This is a genomic window from Arthrobacter sp. USHLN218 (assembly GCF_037144715.1).
Taxonomy (GTDB): domain Bacteria; phylum Actinomycetota; class Actinomycetes; order Actinomycetales; family Micrococcaceae; genus Crystallibacter.
Genome location: NZ_JBBCYT010000002.1, coordinates 25200 through 43860 on the forward strand (window position 1 = coordinate 25200; position 18661 = coordinate 43860).

Genomic DNA, 18661 nt, shown 5'->3' on the forward strand with positions numbered 1-18661 from the left:
GGCGCTCAGCCGGTGGGCTCGTCCATAGCCGGATCCGTGATGCACTGGCTGTCGATCGTCAGCGCACTCCCGTGCGTTCCCGGCTTGTAGACAATGTGCGGGGCGTCCTCGGCCACTAGGGAGAAGATCAGGTAACGATTGTCCCCAAGGGTGGATTCGAAGCGGTTGTCTTCGATGAAGCCTTGGAGGTGTCCGCGGGAACCTGGCTCGTACCTAATAAAAGCGTCCAAGTTCCACCTGCTGCCATCCCTATGTCGAGGTCCGCCACTTGAGGACTCTAAAGGAGCGGCTGCAACGGTGCGATGGGCAGGACTGCCCATGCGGGGTGCCGCACGAAGGTCCTCTCCGTGCGGCACCCCGCCGGTTGCATCAGGCGATGCTGGTGCCGAACAGCAGGCCCAGCAGGTAGGTGGCCACGGCCGCGCCGATGCCGATCGCCAGCTGCCGGAGACCGCGCTTGGCGGGGGAGGAGCCGGAGAGCAGGCCGACGACGCCGCCGGTGAAGAGCAGTGCCACGCCGACCAGGACCAGCGAAACGACCAAGGCGGCCAGGCCTTCCAAGCCGAAGATGTAGGGAAGGATCGGGACCAGCGCGCCGGTGGCGAAGAAGAGGAAGCTCGAGACGGCGGCATTCCAGCCGGTGCCGATTTCCTGGTACTCGTTCTCGTAGACGTCAGGCGTCTGGAGCGACAGGCTGGGATCGCAGTCGCAGTCGAGGTAGCCCATCCGCTCGGCCGCCCGGTGTTCGGCCGCCTCCTGCGACATGCCGCGAGCCCGGTAGACGAGCACCAGCTCGTTGCCGTTCAGGTCGAGGTCCGGCGCCGCCGTCAGCGTAATCTGGGTGGGCTTGGTTGCGGCCAGCAGCTCGCGCTGCGAACGGACGGAAACATACTCGCCGGCGCCCATGGACAGCGCTCCGGCGAGCAGGCCGGCGATGCCGCTGAACAGCACGAAGGAGCTGGACACCCCGGTGGCCCCGATGCCCATGATCAAGGCCAGGTTCGAGACCAGCCCGTCGTTGGCGCCGAAGACCGCCGCGCGGAAGTTGCCGGAAATCCGGGCCCGGCCGCGCGTGGCCAGGCCGCGGACTACCTCTTCATGGATCAGTTCGTCCGCGGCCATGGCGTCCGTCGCCGCCGGCTCGGAGCTGTAGGGGGAACGCCCCTCGGCACGCTGGGCCAGGGCCATCACGAAGATGGAGCCGAAGCTGCGGGCCATGAAGCGCAGCAGGATCCGTCGGAACGACGGGCGGATGGGCTTGTTGGCGTGATCGCCCAGCAGGTCGCGCCAGTGCTGTTCGTGCCGGCCTTCGGCGTCCGCGAGTTCGAGCAGGATCTCGCGTTCTTCGCCGGTCCGGCGGCGGGCCAGGCCCCGGTAGATCGCGGCTTCTGCCCGTTCGTCGGCAAGGTAGCGGCGCCACCGCTTGATATCGGAGTTCGACGGCGGTGCCTGGGTGGGGTTGGTGAATCGTTCGGGGGAGGGGCTCGTGTTCACGGTGCTCCTGGTCATGGGCCGGAGACCTAGGGGCCTCCGGCCAGTTGGGCATCAACTGACCGAAGGTCTCGCTCGCCCGATCCTGCAACTGCAGGCCGGGTGGACTGCCGGGCCGCAAACCGCGGCCAGTATGTCGACAGCCCTCCGCGCCGGTCCGTGGCGGACGGCGGTGGAGCTACTCCCCTTCGCAGCCTCCATCATACCCGGCGCCCGCCGCAGTGCGCGGTTCGTATGGCCGGGATCACCGCCGTCCGCCGTTAGGATGAAGCCGTGCCAACCTCAGTTCCCCCCTCCGATCCCGCTCCCGACTCCGGCCGCAGCAAGTTTGCCGCCAGGCTGCTGCGGGGAGGCGCCGAGCCCGATCCGCGTTTCACGCTGGCCAACGAGCGCACGTTCCTGGCCTGGATCCGCACGTCCCTGGCGCTGCTTGCCGGCGGGATCGCGGTCGAGGCCTTCACCAGCGACCTGCTGGGGCCGGAGATCCGCAAGACGACCGCCATCCTGCTGCTGGTGCTGGCCATGGTGATCGGCGCCGGGGCGTTCTTCCGCTGGCTGGGCGTGGAGCGGGCCATGCGGCAGAAGGCGCCGCTCCCGCTGCCTGTGCTTGCGCCGATCCTGGCCATCGGCGGGGCACTGGTGGGGGCGATCTTCGTCGTGTTCGTTGTGCTGCGGCCAGCCTGATGGCGCCCCGCAACCACTTCCCGGCACATCTGGATCCCGGCCTGCAGCCCGAGCGCACCTCGCTGGCCTGGGGCCGCACCACGCTGACCATGGTGGTCGCCGCGGCAATCTTCCTGCGCTGGACGCCGCATCACGGCCTGTTCACGGGCGTGCTCATCGCGCTCACCCTGCTGGCGGCCCTGGTCATCAACGGGACGCAGCGCGTGCGCTACCACCGGGCCGTCCACGGCATCGCGAACGAAACGATACATGCCGACGTCGTTGCCGTCCTCTTCACGTCCCTGAGCGTGGTGGCCCTGGCCGCCCTGGGAATCTTCACCGTGGTCTTCCTGCCGGTTCCCGGGTAGCCCGGCAAAACGTGTGCAGATCAGGACCGTCCAAGCCTGCGATACCGTCCTGATCTGCACACACGATCGCGGGCTCAGCGGCGGCTGAGCTCTTCCGGCCCTTCCATCGGCACCTCTTCGGCGACGCGTCCGGCCACGCGCTGCTCCCAGGCCGCGCGGACTTCCGGATCCGTCGGCCGCGTGGCCAGCGAGACCGCGATGTAGGTCAGCAGCGACGCGGCGAGGCCGTAGTAGATCGGCTCGTTGGCGTAGATGCCGTCGTACTGGTTCTCCGCATTGATCTCCAGGACGATCATGGTGGTCAGGGTGACGATGCTGCCGACGGCCATGGCGGCCGCGGCGCCCATGCCCGTACCGCGCTTCCACAGCAGGCCGCCGAGGATCGCGATCAGCAGCCCGCCGACCAGGATGTCGTACGCGATGGTCAGTGCGGCGACCACGTCCTGCACCATGATGGCCAGGAGGATGGACACCGCGCCGAGCCCAAAGACCCACCAGCGGTTGCCGGCGACGTCGTGCTCTGCGTTGTCGTGGTCGTAGTGGACGGTCTTGCCGAACCAGGACGCCACGAACGGCACCACGTCGGCCTTCGCCACCGTGGCCGCGGCAATGAGCGTGCCGGACGCGGTGGACATCATGGCGGCAACGGCCGCGGCCAGCACCACGCCGCCGATGCCGAGCGGCAACAGGTTCATCGCAACGTCGGCGTAGACGTCGTCCGGCACCTCGATATTGGGAAGTACGACGGCGGCAGCCATGCCGATCAGGGCGCCCGCAGCGCCGTAGAGGATGCAGTAGGTTCCGGCGGCCGCCCCGCCCCACCGGGCCACCCGGGGCGTCCGCGCGGTGAACACCCGCTGCCAGATGTCCTGGCCGATCAGCAGGCCGAGCGTATAGACGACGAAGTACGTGATGATGGTCTGCACGCCGATGCCGTCGATGGAGAAGAACTCGGCATCCACCCGGCCCCGGATGCCCTCGATCCCGCCGGCGGAGGACCAGGTCAGCGGGAGCATCAGGAAGAAGACGCCGATGGTCTTGATGATGAACTGGGCCATGTCGGCGAGGGTGATGGACCACATGCCGCCCACGGTGGAGTAGATGAGCACGATCGTGCCGCCGACCAGGATGGACAGCCAGCGTTCCCATCCGAAGAGCACCACCATGATGGTGGCGTAGGCGCCGGTGGAGGTGGCGCAGAGCATCAGCGTGTAGGCGAGCATGACGATGCCGGAGAACTTCGTGGCGTGCACGCCGTAGCGCAGCGTCAGCATCTGCGCCACGGTGTAGATCTTCAGTTTCTGCAGCGTCGGCGCGAAGAACAGGCTCAGGATGAGCACGCCGGTGCCGATTGCCACCACCAGCCACATGCCGGAAATGCCGTACTGGTAGCCGAGGCCGACGCCGCCGACTGTGGAGGCCCCGCCCAGGACCACGGCTGCCATGGTGCCGGTGTACAGCATGGGCCCGAGGCGCCGGCCGGCCACCAGGAAGTCGCTGGTGTCCTTGGTGCGGGACTTGCCCCACCAGCCGAAGAGCAGCATCGCAGCCAGATAGGCCACGACGATGACGATGTTGATGACTTGACTGTTCATGTTGGAACTCCGGGGGAGGGGCCGAGTCGGAAGAATTGCCTAGTAGGCAACAAGTGTTGAGTGCTAGGCTAATTGTGGCGGGAGTCACCGTCAACCGCCGCGGACCGGCATGACGTCTCAGGGGCGGTGGTGAACCGTTGAGTGGTTAAGCTCTAGTGAACTTCCGTTGTGAAAGAGGACGCCGTGAAAGCACTGCCCGTCGAGCCCAGCAATGCCCCGGTCGCCATCGGCTCGCGCATCCGTGCAGCCCGCCAGGGCCAGCGCATGACCATCGAGCAGGTTGCCGACTCCACTGGGCTGACCAAGGGCTTCCTCAGCCGCGTCGAGCGGGACCTGACCTCGCCGTCCGTGGCCTCACTGGTCACGCTCTGCCAGGTGCTGGGAATCTCGATCGGCGATCTGTTCACCATGCCGGAGACCCATCTGTCCCGGCGGGGCGAGGGGCCGCGCGTGAATCTCGGCGGCGAGGGCATCAGGGAGGAACTGCTCACGGCCCGGCATGAGCACCGCCTGCAGGTCATCCGGGCGACCATCGAGCCGCACGGCCGCGGCGAGGCCGAGCTGTACTCCGTGGATTGCGACGTCGACGTCCTGCAGGTGATCTCGGGGCGCATCACCCTGATCTTTACGTCCGAGCGCTACGAGCTCGAAGCCGGCGACACGATCTCCTTTCCCGGGCGGGAGCCGCACACCTGGATCAATGAGAGCGGCGAGGCTGCCGTGGTCACCTGGACCCTGGTGCCGGCCGCCGCCCGCTAGTCGTCACCGAACATTGCACTTCCTTGACTGAGACGCCGGCCACAATTAGCGTATTGAAAAACACTTGATGCCTACCAGGCAACTTTTCGAGGAGACCATGATGGAAGAAATCAGGATCCAAACCAACGGCAAGCTCGGCCCCATCGACTCTTCCCGCGTGCCGCGGTTCTCGGGCGCGGCGACCTTCGCGCGGCTGCCCAGGCTGGACCAGGTGGACCGCGCGGACGTCGCCCTGGTCGGCGTGCCCTTCGACGCGGGCGTCTCCTACCGGCCCGGCGCCCGTTTCGGCTCCAACGCCGTGCGGGAAGCGTCGCGGCTGCTGCGCCCGTACAACCCGGCGTGGGACGTGAGCCCGTTCGAGGAGCTGCAGGTCGCGGACGCCGGAGACATGGCGGTCAACCCGTTCAACATCAACGAGGCCATCGAGACGATCCAGCAGAACGCCCTGGACCTTACGGCCGGCGGCACCCGCCTGGTCACCCTGGGCGGCGACCACACCATCGCCCTGCCGCTGCTGCGCGCGGCGTCGGAGCGCGCGGGGGAGCCGGTGGCCATGCTGCATTTCGATGCCCACCTGGATACCTGGGACACCTACTTCGGAGCCGAGTACACCCACGGAACACCATTCCGGCGCGCGGTCGAGGAGGGAATCCTGGACACCGAGGCGATCTGCCATGTCGGCACCCGCGGTCCGCTCTACGGCAAGAAGGATCTGGAGGACGACCGCCGCTTCGGCTTCGGCATCGTGACGAGCTCCGACGTCTACTACCAGGGCGTGGCGGAGGTCGTGGCGAAGCTGCGCGACCGCATCGGAGACCGGCCGCTCTACATCTCGGTCGACATCGACGTACTGGACCCGGCCCACGCCCCGGGCACGGGGACGCCCGAGGCCGGAGGCATGACCAGCCGCGAACTGCTCGAGATCATCCGCGGCTTCCGCGGCATGAACCTGGTCGGCGCCGACGTCGTCGAGGTCGCTCCGGCGTATGACCATGCGGAGATCACAGGCGTCGCCGCAAGCCATGTAGCCTTCGACCTGGTGACACTGCTGGCCGCCAATGCCGCTGATCGGCAGGACGCCGGCGGGGCCAGGACGGCGGGCCAGAACGACGGCGGTGCCTCGGTTGGCGCCGGGGCCCACGGTGTGCTGCAGGACGGCTCGCGCAAGCTGCACGGTGACCCGCTGGCCGGGAACGCCCTCGGCGCTCCGGAAGGACGGTGAGCCGCAAGTGACCGCGCAGCCCTCTGAAGGTGCCGTCCGCAATGGCGGGGACCTCGTCGTCGAAACGCTCAGTGCGCTCGGCGCAACCACCGTCTTCGGGATCCCGGGGCAGCACGCGCTCGGGCTCTTCGACGCGCTTTCCCGTTCCAGCTTGCGCTTCATCTCCTCCCGCGTGGAGAACAACTCGGCCTTCGCGGCTGACGGCTTCTCCCGCGCAACCGGCGAGGTCGGCGTGCTGTTCCTGTCTACCGGTCCCGGGGCACTGACCTCGCTTGCCGGGCTCCAGGAGGCATATGCCACCGGCGTGCCGATGGTGGTGGTCGCCAGCCAGATTCCGCTAGAGGGCCTGGGTGCGCGGCGCAAGGGCATGCTGCACCAGCTCGATGACCAGAAGGCGTCCGCGGCCAACGTCACCAAGAGCCAGCGGCTGATCCAGCATGCGTCCGGAATCCCATCGGCCATCCAGGATGCGTGGACCGAGGCCATCTCCTCGCCGCAGGGGCCCGTCTGGATCGAGGTCCCTCAGAACGTGCTCCTCGATCCCGTGATGGTCCCGCCGGTGGAAGATGCGCTCGCGGAAGCCTTCGACAACCCGCCGCGGACCGAGCTGGTCAAGGAGGCCGTGAAGTGGCTCGCCGCGGCGCAGCGCCCGGCGATCATCGCCGGTGGCGGCGTCCGCCGCGGCAAGGCAGAACCGTGGCTGCTGTCCCTCGCGGAGAAGCTGCGGGCACCGGTAGTCTGCTCGCCCGGCGGCAACGGGGCGTTCCCGTGGCAGCACGAGCTGTCGCTACAGTCCTGGGTGGAGGACCGGTATGTCACGGAGGTGCTCGAAGATGCGGACGTGCTCCTGGTGCTGGGCTCTTCGCTGGGCGAGGTGACCAGCAACTACTTCACCCTGGAGCCGCGAGGCCGGATTATCCAGGTCGACGCCGAGCCGCGGGTGCTGGAGTCCAATCGGCCGGCGCTCGGCATCCGGGCAGACGCGGGACAGGCGCTGGCGGCGCTGGACACTTCGCTCGACGCGGTACTGGCCCCCGGGGCCAACGTCCCCGATTGGCACGGCAAGACCCCGGAGCAGCTGGTCAAGGAGACGCTCACCAAGGTCCAGGAGCGGCTCGACGGCCAGGACCTGGGCCGGGAACGGGCCTTTATGGCGGACATTCGCGCGGCCGTTCCGGACGGCATGCAGACGTTCTGGGACATGACCATCTCGGCCTACTGGGCTTGGAGCTGCTGGGACTCGCGCGAGGGGCAGTTCCATTCGGCGCAGGGCGCCGGCGGGCTCGGCTTCGGATTCCCCGGCGCAATCGGCGGATCGGTGGGCCTCGAGTCCAAGGGGCTCCCCGCGCGCGTACTGGCCGTCTCCGGCGACGGCTCGGCGATGTACTCGATCAGCGAGCTCGCCACCGTCCGGCAGCACAACCTGCCGGTCACCTGGCTGATTGTCGACGACGGCGGGTACGGCATCCTGCGCGAGTACATGCAGGATGCCTTCGGCCAGGCGACCGCGACGGAGCTGGCCCGGCCGGACTTCGTCAGGCTCGCCGAATCGTTCTCGGTGCCGGCCAGGCGGGTGCGGCCGGAGGACGTCCGGGAGGCGCTGGAGGAAAGCCTCACCGCGGACGGGCCGAACGTCGTCGTTGTTGAAACGACGCTGCAGATGTTCGCCCCCACCCACCTGGCCACCTGATCGACCGGCCTCGATGGGGAGGGCTCCCCATCGAGGGCCCGGCCGGGGCTCGGATAGACTGCGGAAGGCGCTGCACTCGCATCGCGCCTGATCACACGCACTTTTATTCCGGGGGAATCCGTGTCCAACCAGTTTGAATCGTCGTCCGCCAACCCGCAGGGCACCGCCGCGCAGGGGGACGGGCAGCCGCAGTATTCGGCAGGCCAGCCGGGCAGTGGCAACGCCCAGCCGTACGGCCAGAATGCACCGCAGGGCTCGCCCTACGCCGCCTACCCGGGCCAGGCCGGCTACGGCTACGAGCAGGCGCCGAAGCCCAAGAGCGGGCTGGCGGTCACCGCGCTGGTGCTCGGCATCGTCGCGATCGTCCTCGGCGTCATTCCCGGCATCGGTTTCATCAGCTTCCTGCTGGGCCCGCTGGCCGTCATTTTCGGCATCATCGCCCTGGTCAAGAAACAGAAGAAGGGCATGTCCATCACCGGCATCGTCCTCGGCGCGCTGGGCGCCATCATTGCGGGCATCATCACGGCGTTCATTGCGGTAATGGTGAGCCAGGCCGTTGGTGAACACACGGTGCAGTACAGGGTGACTGCGGACGGTCCCGCCACCGTCGTCTACAGCGACGGGGTGGAACCGGTGCAGGAGGAAATCACCGGCGACTGGGAGCAGGAGCTGACGTTCACCGGACTCCCGGGAGCGGCGCTGTCCGCTGTCTCCGAAGGCAGCGTCAGCTGCGAAATCATCATGGACGGCGAGTCCGTAGCCACCAACTCCGGCGCCGGCAAGGCCGACTGCGTCAGCGGGCAGGCCCAGCTGTAATCCCGCGCAACGGCTTCTGCGGCGGCCCCTTCCCCTTGCCCAGGGGAAGGGGAAGGGGCCATGCCGGGCCTGGAACTATCCGCCTGCCGAGTGCTGGCCTCGCCGTCCGCCGCAGCTGGGCGGCGCTCGGCTCAGCCCAGGAAGCCGACCAGCCGTTCCTCCAGTTCCTGGAGGTCTGAAGTCTTCTTGAACTCGCACTCCCATACCGTCAGTACGGTCCAGCCGGCCTGTTGCAGCTGCTCCCGCTGTGCGGCATCGCGCGACGCTGTCCGCGCCCGCTTCGCGGACCAGAAATCGGCGTTGGACTTGGGTGCGTGCTGCCCAGCCCGGCAATCGTGCGAGTGCCAGAAGCACCCGTTGACGAAGATGACCTTGCGCCGGCCGGCAAATACAAGATCAGGCTTGCCCGGCAGCTTCCGCCCGGCCGCCGAGCCGTGAAGCCGGAAGCGGTACCCGCGCGCATGCAGCAGCCGGCGCACCAGCAGCTCCGGCTGGGTGTTCTTGCCCCTGATCCGCGACATGTTGGCGCTGCGCTGCTCCGGAGTGAGCTTGTCCGCCATGACTCCAGTTTAGGCCGGGCCGCGAGACTCCGGCGGCCTCTTGGAAACTCACTATGAAGATAGGGAAAGGAGGCTAGAATCGTGCTTGCCCACCTGCTTCATGGACGAAGCAACGGGCATGCCGGCGTTCGGGCCCCGCAGGGGCATCCGGAAGAAGGGACCTATCGGTACATGGCTGGACAGACCCCCCATCGGGCCGCGGAGCGCGCCCTGCTCGAAGATTTCTCCCTCGAGATGACTGGCAAGGACGTGCCCGGCCTGGAGGAAGCGGCCGGATCGATTCCTGCCGGCACACGCGTCAACGTCACCTTCCTAGGCAATGAGGACCTGCTGATGCGCGTTGCCGCGGCGGCGGCGGCCAAGCGTCTCGGCTTCGTCCCCGTACCGCACATATCCGCCCGCCGCCTGGGCTCCCAGGCTGAGCTGGAGCAATTCCTCGGCGCGCTGGAAGCCGAGGCCGCCGTGGAAGACGCATTCGTGGTAGCCGGCGATCCCGCCGAACCGATGGGCCCCTACGACGACTCGCAGGCCCTGATCGGCAGCGGGCTGCTCGGCCGGTACGGCATCCGCAATGTAGGCGTCAGCGGCTACCCGGAGGGCCATCCCGCCGTCGACACCGCCCGGCTCTGGGCCGTGCTGCTGGAGAAGTGCGCGGCTCTGCAGGCGCAGAACCTGCAGCCGACGATCATCACGCAATTCGGATTCGACGTCGATCCGGTGCTGGACTGGCTCGCCGAACTACGGCGCCGCGGCGTCGATGCGCCGGTGCGGATAGGCGTGCCGGGGCCGGCCGGCGCCAAGCGGCTGCTGGCCTTTGCCCGCCGGTTCGGCGTCGCCTCCTCGGCGGGCATCGTCCACAAGTACGGTTTCTCCCTGACCAACCTGCTGGGCACGGCGGGTCCGGACAGGTTCATCGGCGAGCTTGCCCGGCGGCTGGACGCGGCGGACCACGGCCAGGTGCAGTTGCACTTCTACACCTTCGGCGGCCTCAGGGCCACGGCCGAATGGGCGCGCAAGTTCGCCGCCGAGTAAGCGGCTGTGCCTTTCCCGCGGACAGGGATACCCTCGCCGCGCGGAGATTGTGATGGCTTAGGCTGCTTAGGCCTTGCTGCCGGTGCGCCAGCCGCCGCGGTAATCCTGCCGCGCCGCCGCCGCGTACGGCACCGGGCTGACGACGGCCCTGACCTCGAGCTGTCGGTGGGGCTCTACCGTCGTCTTGCGCGTGCCGCCGTCCGGCTCGCCCCAGACCACCTTGAGCTCGGTGCCCTCGGGAACGTCGGCTTCCACGGTGGCCAGCGAGAGGGCGCGCTTCTCGTTGGCGCTGTAGCCGGTGAACATCGACAGGCCGACGGTCTTTCCGCCTGCGTCCACCACGGCGTCGTAGTTGGATGAGCCGTAGTTGGCCAGCGGCAGGTCGAAGTACTTGTATGGGGTTCCGTCGGTGTCGAAGAGCGAGGCGAAAATCTTCGTGACGTCCTCGGGATTCCAGGCCAGCGTCACCTTCTTGCGCTCGCTCGCAGGATCGATCTTTTCGAGGGCCTCGCGGCCGATGAAGTCATGGTCGAATTTCACGAACGAGCCATACCCGAGCGCCCATGGCGTCAGGTAGTAGTCTTCGATGTTCTCCGAGGCGAAGCTGCCGGCGACGGCGTTGGTGGCTTCGTAGCTGTCCGCGCCGAGCCACTCGCGGTACGGCCGCAGTTCCTCGCCGGTATAGATCGCCGGGAGCGGCGACGGAATCCAGCCGGATTCCAGCGTATTGGAGGGGTACGCGCGCGATCCCACGGCCAGCATTCCGAACTCCTGCCCGGCCTCCAGAATGGCATCACGGGCCCGGTCGTAGGTCTCGTAGGGGCCCCACAGCTCCAGGCCCGGAGCGCCGGCCATGCCGTGCCGCAGCGTGTGGACCTGGGAGCCGGCCACATGCATGCGGTCCATGGTGAAGAACTTCAACTGCTCTACGGGCCCGCCGTTGACCTTCTCGATGATCTTCCACGCGTTCGGGCCCTGGATCTGGAACCGCCAGTACTTGCGTTTCACCGGCTGGCCCATCGGACGCGACGGAGAGCGGCGGTCGACGACGATTTCCACGTCATAGCCGCCGGTCTCCCCATGGAAGAGCAGCCAGTTGGCGGCCGGCGCCCGGCCTACATAGACGTACTCGTCCTCGGCCTCGTGGAACAGGATGCCGTCGCCGATCACGTGGCCTGACGGCGTCGTCGGGACATACTGCTTCGCCTTATTGACCGGGAAGCTGGCCACGGAGTTGATTGCCGTGTCCGAGATCAGCCTGAGCGCGTCCGGACCCTTGATGAACAGGTTGTCCATATGGTGTGACTGGTCATAGAGCACGGCCGTTTCGCGCCAGGCCCGCTGCTCGCTGCGCCAATTGGTGAATTCGGGGGCCACGACGGGGTAGATGTAAGCGCCGATCTGCGAGTTGCGCAGCAGGTCGACGGTGTTGCCGGCTTGGTCCAGGACATCCTGCAGGTTCTTGGCGGTCATCGGGTCGGTCACGGGACAGCTCCTTAGTGCAGACGAACGGCGGTGATGTAGCTCACGCTATCCGAGATGACTCACTATGACTATAGGTAGCTAGGGTGGACCGCCCGGCCCGGCACCCGGTGAAGCGCGAGAGGGGACCGTGCGGGCAAGCCGCACAGCCCCCTCTCGCGGGAAACCCAGATCGAAGATGACCTAGAAGAACTTCGCGGGGTCTATCTCGGACCCGCCCTTCAGGACCTCGAAGTGCAGGTGGCAGCCGGTCGAGTTGCCGGTGGTGCCCAGAACGCCAATTTTGTCGCCGGCCGAGACCTTCTGGCCCTTGTGGGCGCCGATGCTCTGCAGGTGGTTGTAGGTGGTGGTCATTCCGCCGGCGTGCTTGATCACGATGCGGTTGCCATAACCGCCGGCGCTGGAGGAAGTCTTCGAGACGGTTCCTGCCGCGGCAGCGTTGACGGGCGTCCCGCAGCCCAGGGCGAAGTCCAGTCCATTATGGAACTCTCCGGCCGCGCCCGTGACGGGGTTGATGCGGTAGCCGAAGCCGGAGCTGGTGACCATTTTCTGCACCGGGGACACGAGGCCCTTGGCGGCGGCTTTTTTGGCCGCTTCCTTCTTCTGCTTGGCCGCGTCCTTGACCGAGGCGGCCTTGACCTCCATCTTGGCCTCCTTCGGGGCGGCCTTGCTGATGACCTCGACCCGCTTCAAGTCGGCCTTGGCATCCTCGGGGACGGTCACCGTTGCCGGAGTGACGTTGGACGCCTGGGTCGCGGCAAGCTGTTCGGCGCCGGCCTGCGCGGTGGGGACGGCGGCGAGGGCCAGGATGCCGGCTGCCGCCAGGGCGACGCTGAACTTCTGGCCACGGGTGGCGGATGCGATCTTCTTGTCGCTGCGGTCGGCGGCCCGATTGCCGCGGACGATAGCGATCAGCGAGGTGTCGGTGTTGCGTCGGCGTCCGCGCATGGGGGAGTTGCTGTTCACAAGGATTCCTCTCGGGGCGCCGGCGAAGTTAGCTGTCGGATTCGAGCCAGAGAGTTCTGCTCGGTTCGCTGGCAGGCAGGACAGAGGTCTCTGCGGCCGGGCGAACTTCACCCCAAGGCGCTTCGAGCGCCAGAAGTGGTTCCTCCGCCCCTGTCGGGAAGGTCATTGAACGGTACCCGTCGGCTGCTGACAGGGTTAGGCGGGCAGCCGAGGCGGCTAACACTCGTTACGTGCAAGCGCAATCAAAGTTACCGGGCGTCCCGGAGCTGTTACAAATTCGTTATGGGTGTTTGTCGACACATCAACGTTTAAGCGGCGTGTCGATTTGCTTTTGCCGGGCGGGGAGGCATCGTCATGCGGGCCGTTTGTCATGCGGGCCGTTTGCCGCGCGCGCCGCCGCGGGATGCAGGAGTAATCTGCTGCCCCGGGCCGCCGCCAGGGCGCCGGAATAATCTGCTGCCCCCTGCGGTTTGAATGGGTGAATGCAAATGCATGAAGATTCGAGCGACCAGGAGAACAGCATGTCCGAGCGCAAAATTGTCGTACTGTCCGCGGGGCTGGGCGTCCCGTCTTCCAGCCGGATGCTGGCGGACCAGCTGGCGAAGTCGGTTGCCGGCCGTTTTGCCCTGTCCGAGGAAGGCGTGGCGGTCGAAACCTTCGAGCTGCGTGAATATGCCGTCGATATCGCCAACAATATGGTGACCGGCTATGCGGGACCGAAGCTGGCCGCAATGATCGACGCCGTCGCTTCGGCGGACGCGCTGATCGCGGTCACTCCGGTGTTCAGCGCGTCCTACAGCGGCCTGTTCAAGTCCTTCTTCGATGTCATCGATAAGGATGCCCTCGCCGGCAAGCCCGTACTGGTCGGGGCGACCGGCGGCACGGCCCGGCACTCGTTGGCGCTCGACTACGCAATCCGGCCGTTGTTCAGCTACCTGCGTGCCCGGACAACGCAGACCGTCGTCTTTGCCGCGCCGGAGGACTGGGGGTCGGACGAAGGAACCGGCGGCAGCATCGCGCGGCGCGCCGAACGCGCTGCGGCCGAACTTGTGGCTTTAGTCCGCGAAAGCGCTGCCCCCGAAACGGGGCGCGGCGGCGTGGAGTCCATGAGCTTCGAAGAGATCCTGGCCAGCGTCGGCCACTGAGCCGGAAAGCCCGTCTCCGGGCCGGGGCACTCCGGCCGGAGGCGGGCTGGGGCCGCGGCGCCGCCGGGGCGGCTTTCCCGGCCAGCTTGAGCTAGAAGCGCTCGGGCTGCTCTCCGAGGATGAAATGGCGGCCGCTGATTCGCGTCGGCTTGACCTCGATATAGAAGTCCTTCAGCGTCGGCACCCACGTCTTGAGTCCCAGCTGCTCAGCCGCCGCGATCTCCTCCCCGGACTGCAGCACCCTGGCGGTGCCTTTGACGACGACGCTCCACGCCTCATCGCTACCGATGCCGTCCGTCTCGAAGACGACGTTCTCGTTGATCGTGATCTCAGCGAGTTTGGTGCCCGGCGCGCTGCGCATCAGCAGGAGATTGTCATGGGCGAGATAGTTGATCGGGAAGATGTCTGTCTCGCCAGCCGCCGTCAGGACTATCCTCCCGTGCTGGGTATTGCCGAGCAGCTTCCAGGACTGCTCGTCGCTGAGTTCAAGGACCGGCTCATCGTGTTCGAACATCATGCCCCTATTGTTCTACAGGTTGTAGAAGATTGGGAAGGGTTGCATTCACAAAGCCCGATGAACGCACCGAGTTCTTCCAGGCCATGCGGGCGGGCGGGGAAATAAGCGGTCAGGGCCGTCGATCGGATGATGACCGCCCGCCACTGGCCCCTCGACACGGCCACGTTCATCCTGTTGCGGTTCAGCACGAATTCCATGCCCCGCGGCGCTTGGGAGACATCCGATACCGTGGTCGAGACGATCACCACCGGCGCCTCCCGGCCCTGGAATTTGTCCACCGTTCCGACCCGCACGTCGGGGTAGCCGGCGGCTTCCAGACTGTGGCGGACCAGTTGCACCTGTGCGTTGTACGGAGCGACGACGAGCAGGTCCTCCTGCGTCAAGGGGCGTGGTGCCGGCCCATGCTGCGGATCCGACCATTGCAGACCCAGATGGCTCCCGACCTGCCGCACTACCTCTGCGGCCTCTTCCGGCGATGAGGTGGCGTTTCCTTCGTGCTGCACGAGCACGCATTCGACGCCGGGAGGGGCGCCTTCCAGGAGCCGGCCGACCGCGGCGGGCGCGCTCGCAAGGCGTCCCTCGTAGGACAGGCCGGAGACGGCCCGGCACAGCTCCGGATGCATCCGCCAGCTCCGGGCCAGGAAATAGCCCAAATCCGACGGCAGGGTGGCGTGGCCGGCGGAAAGCCAGCCGAGGGCCGACTCGTCCACCGGTTCCGGGTGGGTGCCCTGCGAGACCTGCGGCAGCTGCTGCGGGTCGCCCAGGAGCAGCATCCTTCGGCATGCCCGGGACACGGCGAGAGTATTGGCCAGCGAGAACTGCCCTGCCTCGTCGATCACCAGGAGGTCCAGGGCGCCGGCGGGAACGCTGTTGCCGGTCATGGTCCACGCCGTCCCGCCAACGAGGGCGCCCCCGGGGCCGTCGAGGAGGCGCGCGACATCCGCGTCGGTCGCCTGGCTCCAGGGAACCGGGTTGCCGCTGGACTTCTTCGCCACCCGGTCCGCCGGGACGCCGCCCTTGTCCACGGCAGCCGTCATCATGTGTTCGACGACGGCATGGGACTGGGCAACGACTCCTACCTTCCAGCCGCGCTCCACCAGGCGCCCGATGACGTGGGCCCCTACATGCGTCTTGCCGGAACCGGGTGGGCCCTGGACCGCCAAGTAGGAGCGGTCGAGGTCTTCCACCGCAGCCAAAATGGCCTCGATATAGGCGTCCGGCCCCGCGCCGACGGCCGGCAGCTCCGGCAGGGTGCCCAGCCGCGGAGGGAGCCGCCGCAGGAGGTCAAGCGCGGGCTGGGGCGGAAGCTGCCGAAGGTTGCGTCCCACCTCGGCGGCCAAGGCGGCCAGCGCGTCCCGCAGCGGCTTGGTGCCGGGAGGCGGGTCCGGAGTGAGCGCCAGAGGGAAGTCCTGGTACTCCTCGGCGCCCTTGGGCAGCCGGTCAAGGAGCAGCAGGATGTCCTTTCCGTCCTCGGCGTCGAGGCCCAGGACCTCGCTGCGAAAACAGTAGGTACGGTAGTTGACGCCGTTGTCCTGTCCGTCCAGATGTGCAGGGGCCGGCGGGTCGTAGACGCGGCAGACCGTCGTCCCCTCCTTGATGGTGGAGCCCGGCGCCAGCCTGCCCGTAAGGCGCAGCCGCCGGACGGGGTTTGACCTTGCGGTTGGCTTGGCCCAGTCCTGCAGTACCTCGCCGGATTCCACCGTGAAGATGTCCCGGGATTCCCACCAGTCCGCCAGCGGCGCATTCAGCCGGTCGTAATGTCCCCACCAGAACTGCTTGTCTTCCCTGCGGTGGTATCCCACGGACGCCGCCACCATTGCGACGGCCTGCTCGTCCGGCGTCAGCTCTCCGCCGGCGTGCAGCGCGCGCTCGGTCGCTGCCGCTACGTGCCTGAGCAGCCGTGCCTCGTCCGGTGAGGGGTCCTCGGATTCCGGGCCGGGACCGGCCTCCGCGGCCCGTGCCCGTGCTATCCCGCGCTCGTCGGCCCGCTCCAATAGCCAGTCACGAAGGCGGAGCGTCGAGAGGCAGTCGTACTCGTTGTAGTCGCGGATGCTGGCCAGGATCGCTTCTGCTTCCTGGGGCCGGCCGCTGTCCCGGGCTTCGCAGTAGAGTGCGTAAGCGACGACGGACCCGCCGGCATCTTTGACATCCCCCGAGCGCAGGTGCGATCCCATATACAAGGGCTCGAGCTTCTTGATGCTGTAGGACTTTTCCGAGATCCGCAGGCTGTTGCGCACCACGTCGTAGAGGTCGATCAGGACGCCTTCGCGCAGCAAGGCGTCCACGGCGTCCTCGCCGATCACGTGCTGCAGCGAGAGGCGGCGCAGCGCGGCCTTCTCGTAGTTGGCGTAATGGTAGATGTGCAGGTCCGGATACTGCTTCCGCCGCCGGCCCACATAATCCAGGAATTCGGCCAGAGCTTTGCCTTCTTCGGCGCGGCTGTGGGCCCAGAACGGAAGGAAGGGCGGGGCGGCTCCGGGGGCCGGCGGGTTCTCCATGACCCCGAACAGGTACTCCAGTCCCCAGGTCCCGGCCTGGTCCTGCCAGAGCGGGTCCCCTTCGAAGTCGAAAAAGATGTCTCCCTCACTTGGTGCGGGGAGTGTTCCGAGCGCGTTTGCTGCCAGCACCCGGTAGGCGAGGCTGTGCCGGGTTCCGTCGCCATCCGTGTACTGCACGGCCCCGTCCGGTTCCTCCATGCCGGTCTGCATCCTCGCCTGGTCGCGCAGCCGGGCCAGCACGCCGTCCGGTGCCTCACCCGGGGGCAGCTCCATGGCCGCCAGCTGGTCGATCGTGGTGACGCCCAGGTCCCGCAGGCGGCGGCGACGGACCGGGCTCATCCGGGAAACCAGCAGCACGTCCCGGTGGAGCGCTACCTGCTCGGCGCAGTAGTCGCAGCGCCCGCACGCTGTATGCCGGTCATCTCCCCATGCCACGGGGGCACGTTGGGCCCGGTGGGCGGACGTGAGCTCCAGGAAGCGGCGGCGGCGCTCCCGGAAGACCGGCAGCAGGTCGCGCAGGCTATGGTCGCTGCGGGAACGGTCGCCCAGCACGAGTGTCACGGTGGGCGAAGGGTCGATACCGGCTTTTATCAGCTGGTCGCCGTACGCCGCCAGCTGCAACAGCGCCGTGACCTTGGCATGCCGGGCGAGCTTGGAATCGTACACGGCGTAGCGGGCCGAGGAGCCGTCACCTTCCCTGACGAGGAAGTCTGAACGGCCGTGGAAGCTGCCGTCGAAGAAGGAAGCCTGGAACACCACGTCCGCACCGGAGCGCAGCGCCGCGATCGATTCCCGGTGCTTGGCCTCTAGCAACGGCCTGGTGTAGTCCGCGATTCCGGCGATTTCCACCACGCCGGCCCCGAAGGTGTCCCGGAAGCCCTGAAGCACGCGGTGCTCGTGGACGTCGCCCAGTTCAGCCGTGCGGGCCAGCATCTCGTCCGGCGGGAACTCCGCCTTCGGGCTGCGCCCAAGTTTCTCATCCAGCTTCCGCAGCAGTTCGTACTCGCACTGCGCCGCCACCACCAGGTCGCTCGCGGTGAAGATCAGGTCCCGTGGCGCGCCGGGCAGCAGCGGGTCGAGCAGGAACACGGTGCCTCCTGGAGGAGAAGTTGGTCCCGCCGGCTCCGAGACCCCTGTCGGGGCCCCGGGCCGGCGGGCGGCTCTTTATGCTCAACTTCTATCAGCCGTGTCCGACAGTTTGCGCCCGTCCGGCCGGACCGCCCGAAACCGGGCAGGCGGGCAAGGGCGCAAACCAAGTAACGGACAAATCAGCAGACATCCCAGAACGGACACCCCACCGCAGCGCCAGGCGCGCTAGTGGCAGTCCGGTGCTCCGCCGTCGTCGTTCAGCATCCGCCGCAGCGAGAAGAAGCGGTTGCCCGCGCCCGGACGGGTGCTGGGAATGAGCAGCTTGGAGTACTTCTCGCACCACAGCGCGGAGCCGTCCGAGTCCATGGCCGCTTCCAGCACGGCGCCGATGTCCTCGGAATACAGCATTTTCTGTACGCCGTCCCGGCACAACTGGACCAGGCTCAGCTCAGCCTCGATATGTACGGCTACCTCGACCCACTCGTCCAGAACGCTGTTGTCCCAGAGACCGACGGTGCGCTCGCGGTGGCCGCTGCGGCTGTCTTTTTCTATTGGATATGCACTCATCATTCTTGTTCTCTCCGGTTGTTCTTGCCCGCACCGAGTCCCCTTCAGAACCTCGTTGTCCTGTGAAATGCAGGCCGCTTCGTCATCCGAACCACCCGCGAACATGGGGTTGGTGCGTGATCGGTCGGAGCCTTGCAGTACCCGGCGAGCCGGTGTGCTGCGGATCACATCTCGTGAAGCATTTCCAACTATAGGGTCCCG

General features: G+C 67.3%; 17 protein-coding genes and 2 riboswitches. Of the genes, 8 read left to right on the forward strand and 9 right to left on the reverse strand.

Translation table 11 applies throughout. From position 1 onward, the window contains the following. Nucleotides 1-5 precede the first annotated feature (5 nt). Both WFH44_RS03675 and WFH44_RS03680 read right to left on the reverse strand, forming a co-directional pair. Nucleotides 6-230, reverse strand: coding sequence for a hypothetical protein (locus WFH44_RS03675; protein WP_336711862.1), 225 nt, complete (start codon nucleotides 228-230; stop codon nucleotides 6-8). A gap of 139 nt (nucleotides 231-369) precedes the next feature. After that, nucleotides 370-1509 (reverse strand): VIT1/CCC1 transporter family protein, encoded by a 1140-nt coding sequence (locus WFH44_RS03680; RefSeq protein ID WP_336711864.1) that lies wholly within the window; start codon nucleotides 1507-1509, stop codon nucleotides 370-372. A gap of 255 nt (nucleotides 1510-1764) precedes the next feature. Here WFH44_RS03680 and WFH44_RS03685 point away from each other — a divergent pair, with 255 nt between their 5' ends. Continuing rightward, on the forward strand, nucleotides 1765-2175 hold the full coding sequence (locus WFH44_RS03685; protein WP_336711866.1) for a YidH family protein: 411 nt from the start codon (nucleotides 1765-1767) through the stop codon (nucleotides 2173-2175). Then, nucleotides 2175-2522: a DUF202 domain-containing protein gene (locus tag WFH44_RS03690; protein ID WP_336711868.1), complete on the forward strand. Its 348-nt coding sequence runs from the start codon at nucleotides 2175-2177 to the stop codon at nucleotides 2520-2522. Before WFH44_RS03685 ends, WFH44_RS03690 begins: the two co-directional genes overlap by 1 nt. Nucleotides 2523-2596: 74 nt before the next feature. Here the strand turns inward: WFH44_RS03690 and WFH44_RS03695 are convergent, their stop codons facing one another. Continuing rightward, complete coding sequence (locus WFH44_RS03695; RefSeq protein WP_336711870.1) at nucleotides 2597-4117, reverse strand: sodium:solute symporter; 1521 nt, start codon at nucleotides 4115-4117, stop codon at nucleotides 2597-2599. 183 nt (nucleotides 4118-4300) lie between these two features. Between WFH44_RS03695 and WFH44_RS03700 the strand changes: the two genes are divergently transcribed. The 4 genes from WFH44_RS03700 (at nucleotide 4301) to WFH44_RS03715 (ending at nucleotide 8604) form a co-directional block, all read left to right on the forward strand. Beyond that, on the forward strand, nucleotides 4301-4876 hold the full coding sequence (locus WFH44_RS03700) for a helix-turn-helix domain-containing protein (RefSeq protein ID WP_336711872.1): 576 nt from the start codon (nucleotides 4301-4303) through the stop codon (nucleotides 4874-4876). Nucleotides 4877-4976: 100 nt separating this feature from the next. Next, the gene (gene speB / locus WFH44_RS03705; protein WP_336712880.1) at nucleotides 4977-6098 is read left to right on the forward strand and encodes an agmatinase; all 1122 of its coding nucleotides are present in this window, start codon (nucleotides 4977-4979) and stop codon (nucleotides 6096-6098) included. 7 nt (nucleotides 6099-6105) lie between these two features. Next, nucleotides 6106-7788: a thiamine pyrophosphate-binding protein gene (locus WFH44_RS03710; protein ID WP_336711874.1), complete on the forward strand. Its 1683-nt coding sequence runs from the start codon at nucleotides 6106-6108 to the stop codon at nucleotides 7786-7788. 120 nt (nucleotides 7789-7908) lie between these two features. Further along, nucleotides 7909-8604 (forward strand): DUF4190 domain-containing protein, encoded by a 696-nt coding sequence (locus tag WFH44_RS03715; protein WP_336711876.1) that lies wholly within the window; start codon nucleotides 7909-7911, stop codon nucleotides 8602-8604. Nucleotides 8605-8735: 131 nt separating this feature from the next. Here WFH44_RS03715 and WFH44_RS03720 read toward each other — a convergent pair whose 3' ends face one another. Next, a complete protein-coding gene (locus WFH44_RS03720; protein WP_336711877.1) occupies nucleotides 8736-9164 on the reverse strand; it encodes a very short patch repair endonuclease in 429 nt (142 codons plus the stop codon). A gap of 171 nt (nucleotides 9165-9335) precedes the next feature. Between WFH44_RS03720 and WFH44_RS03725 the strand changes: the two genes are divergently transcribed. After that, nucleotides 9336-10196 carry a methylenetetrahydrofolate reductase gene (locus tag WFH44_RS03725; RefSeq protein WP_336711879.1) on the forward strand — a complete coding sequence of 287 codons (861 nt, stop codon included), beginning with the start codon at nucleotides 9336-9338 and terminating at the stop codon, nucleotides 10194-10196. A 66-nt stretch (nucleotides 10197-10262) separates the two neighbouring features. Here the strand turns inward: WFH44_RS03725 and ligM are convergent, their stop codons facing one another. Beyond that, entirely contained in the window at nucleotides 10263-11669 is a 1407-nt protein-coding gene (gene ligM, locus WFH44_RS03730) for a vanillate/3-O-methylgallate O-demethylase (protein ID WP_336712881.1), read from the reverse strand. 192 nt (nucleotides 11670-11861) lie between these two features. Beyond that, a complete protein-coding gene (locus WFH44_RS03735) occupies nucleotides 11862-12644 on the reverse strand; it encodes a M23 family metallopeptidase (RefSeq protein ID WP_336711880.1) in 783 nt (260 codons plus the stop codon). A gap of 3 nt (nucleotides 12645-12647) precedes the next feature. Further along, a riboswitch (cyclic di-AMP (ydaO/yuaA leader) is annotated at nucleotides 12648-12818 on the reverse strand. 347 nt (nucleotides 12819-13165) lie between these two features. Between WFH44_RS03735 and WFH44_RS03740 the strand changes: the two genes are divergently transcribed. Beyond that, nucleotides 13166-13789, forward strand: coding sequence for a CE1759 family FMN reductase (locus tag WFH44_RS03740; RefSeq protein WP_336711881.1), 624 nt, complete (start codon nucleotides 13166-13168; stop codon nucleotides 13787-13789). Between the two features lie 91 nt (nucleotides 13790-13880). Here WFH44_RS03740 and WFH44_RS03745 read toward each other — a convergent pair whose 3' ends face one another. From WFH44_RS03745 to WFH44_RS03755, 3 genes are all read right to left on the reverse strand, one after another. Then, nucleotides 13881-14306 (reverse strand): pyridoxamine 5'-phosphate oxidase family protein, encoded by a 426-nt coding sequence (locus WFH44_RS03745; RefSeq protein WP_336711885.1) that lies wholly within the window; start codon nucleotides 14304-14306, stop codon nucleotides 13881-13883. Continuing rightward, nucleotides 14303-17893: a TM0106 family RecB-like putative nuclease gene (locus tag WFH44_RS03750; protein WP_336711887.1), complete on the reverse strand. Its 3591-nt coding sequence runs from the start codon at nucleotides 17891-17893 to the stop codon at nucleotides 14303-14305. Before WFH44_RS03750 ends, WFH44_RS03745 begins: the two co-directional genes overlap by 4 nt. 225 nt (nucleotides 17894-18118) lie before the next feature. After that, nucleotides 18119-18463 carry a hypothetical protein gene (locus WFH44_RS03755; RefSeq protein ID WP_336711889.1) on the reverse strand — a complete coding sequence of 115 codons (345 nt, stop codon included), beginning with the start codon at nucleotides 18461-18463 and terminating at the stop codon, nucleotides 18119-18121. Between the two features lie 12 nt (nucleotides 18464-18475). Next, nucleotides 18476-18639: riboswitch (SAM riboswitch) on the reverse strand. Between the last annotated feature and the right edge of the window lie 22 nt (nucleotides 18640-18661).

What these genes read in the sequence shown, in the direction of transcription:
- WFH44_RS03695 (WP_336711870.1), bottom strand. Translation starts at nt 4,117, where the DNA reads ATGAACAGTCAAGTCATCAACATCGTCATCGTCGTGGCCTATCTGGCT.
- ligM (WP_336712881.1), bottom strand. Translation starts at nt 11,669, where the DNA reads ATGACCGCCAAGAACCTGCAGGATGTCCTGGACCAAGCCGGCAACACC.
- WFH44_RS03720 (WP_336711877.1), bottom strand. Translation starts at nt 9,164, where the DNA reads ATGGCGGACAAGCTCACTCCGGAGCAGCGCAGCGCCAACATGTCGCGG.
- WFH44_RS03680 (WP_336711864.1), bottom strand. Translation starts at nt 1,509, where the DNA reads ATGACCAGGAGCACCGTGAACACGAGCCCCTCCCCCGAACGATTCACC.
- WFH44_RS03745 (WP_336711885.1), bottom strand. Translation starts at nt 14,306, where the DNA reads ATGATGTTCGAACACGATGAGCCGGTCCTTGAACTCAGCGACGAGCAG.
- WFH44_RS03725 (WP_336711879.1), top strand. Translation starts at nt 9,336, where the DNA reads ATGGCTGGACAGACCCCCCATCGGGCCGCGGAGCGCGCCCTGCTCGAA.
- WFH44_RS03755 (WP_336711889.1), bottom strand. Translation starts at nt 18,463, where the DNA reads ATGATGAGTGCATATCCAATAGAAAAAGACAGCCGCAGCGGCCACCGC.
- WFH44_RS03740 (WP_336711881.1), top strand. Translation starts at nt 13,166, where the DNA reads ATGTCCGAGCGCAAAATTGTCGTACTGTCCGCGGGGCTGGGCGTCCCG.
- speB (WP_336712880.1), top strand. Translation starts at nt 4,977, where the DNA reads ATGGAAGAAATCAGGATCCAAACCAACGGCAAGCTCGGCCCCATCGAC.
- WFH44_RS03690 (WP_336711868.1), top strand. Translation starts at nt 2,175, where the DNA reads ATGGCGCCCCGCAACCACTTCCCGGCACATCTGGATCCCGGCCTGCAG.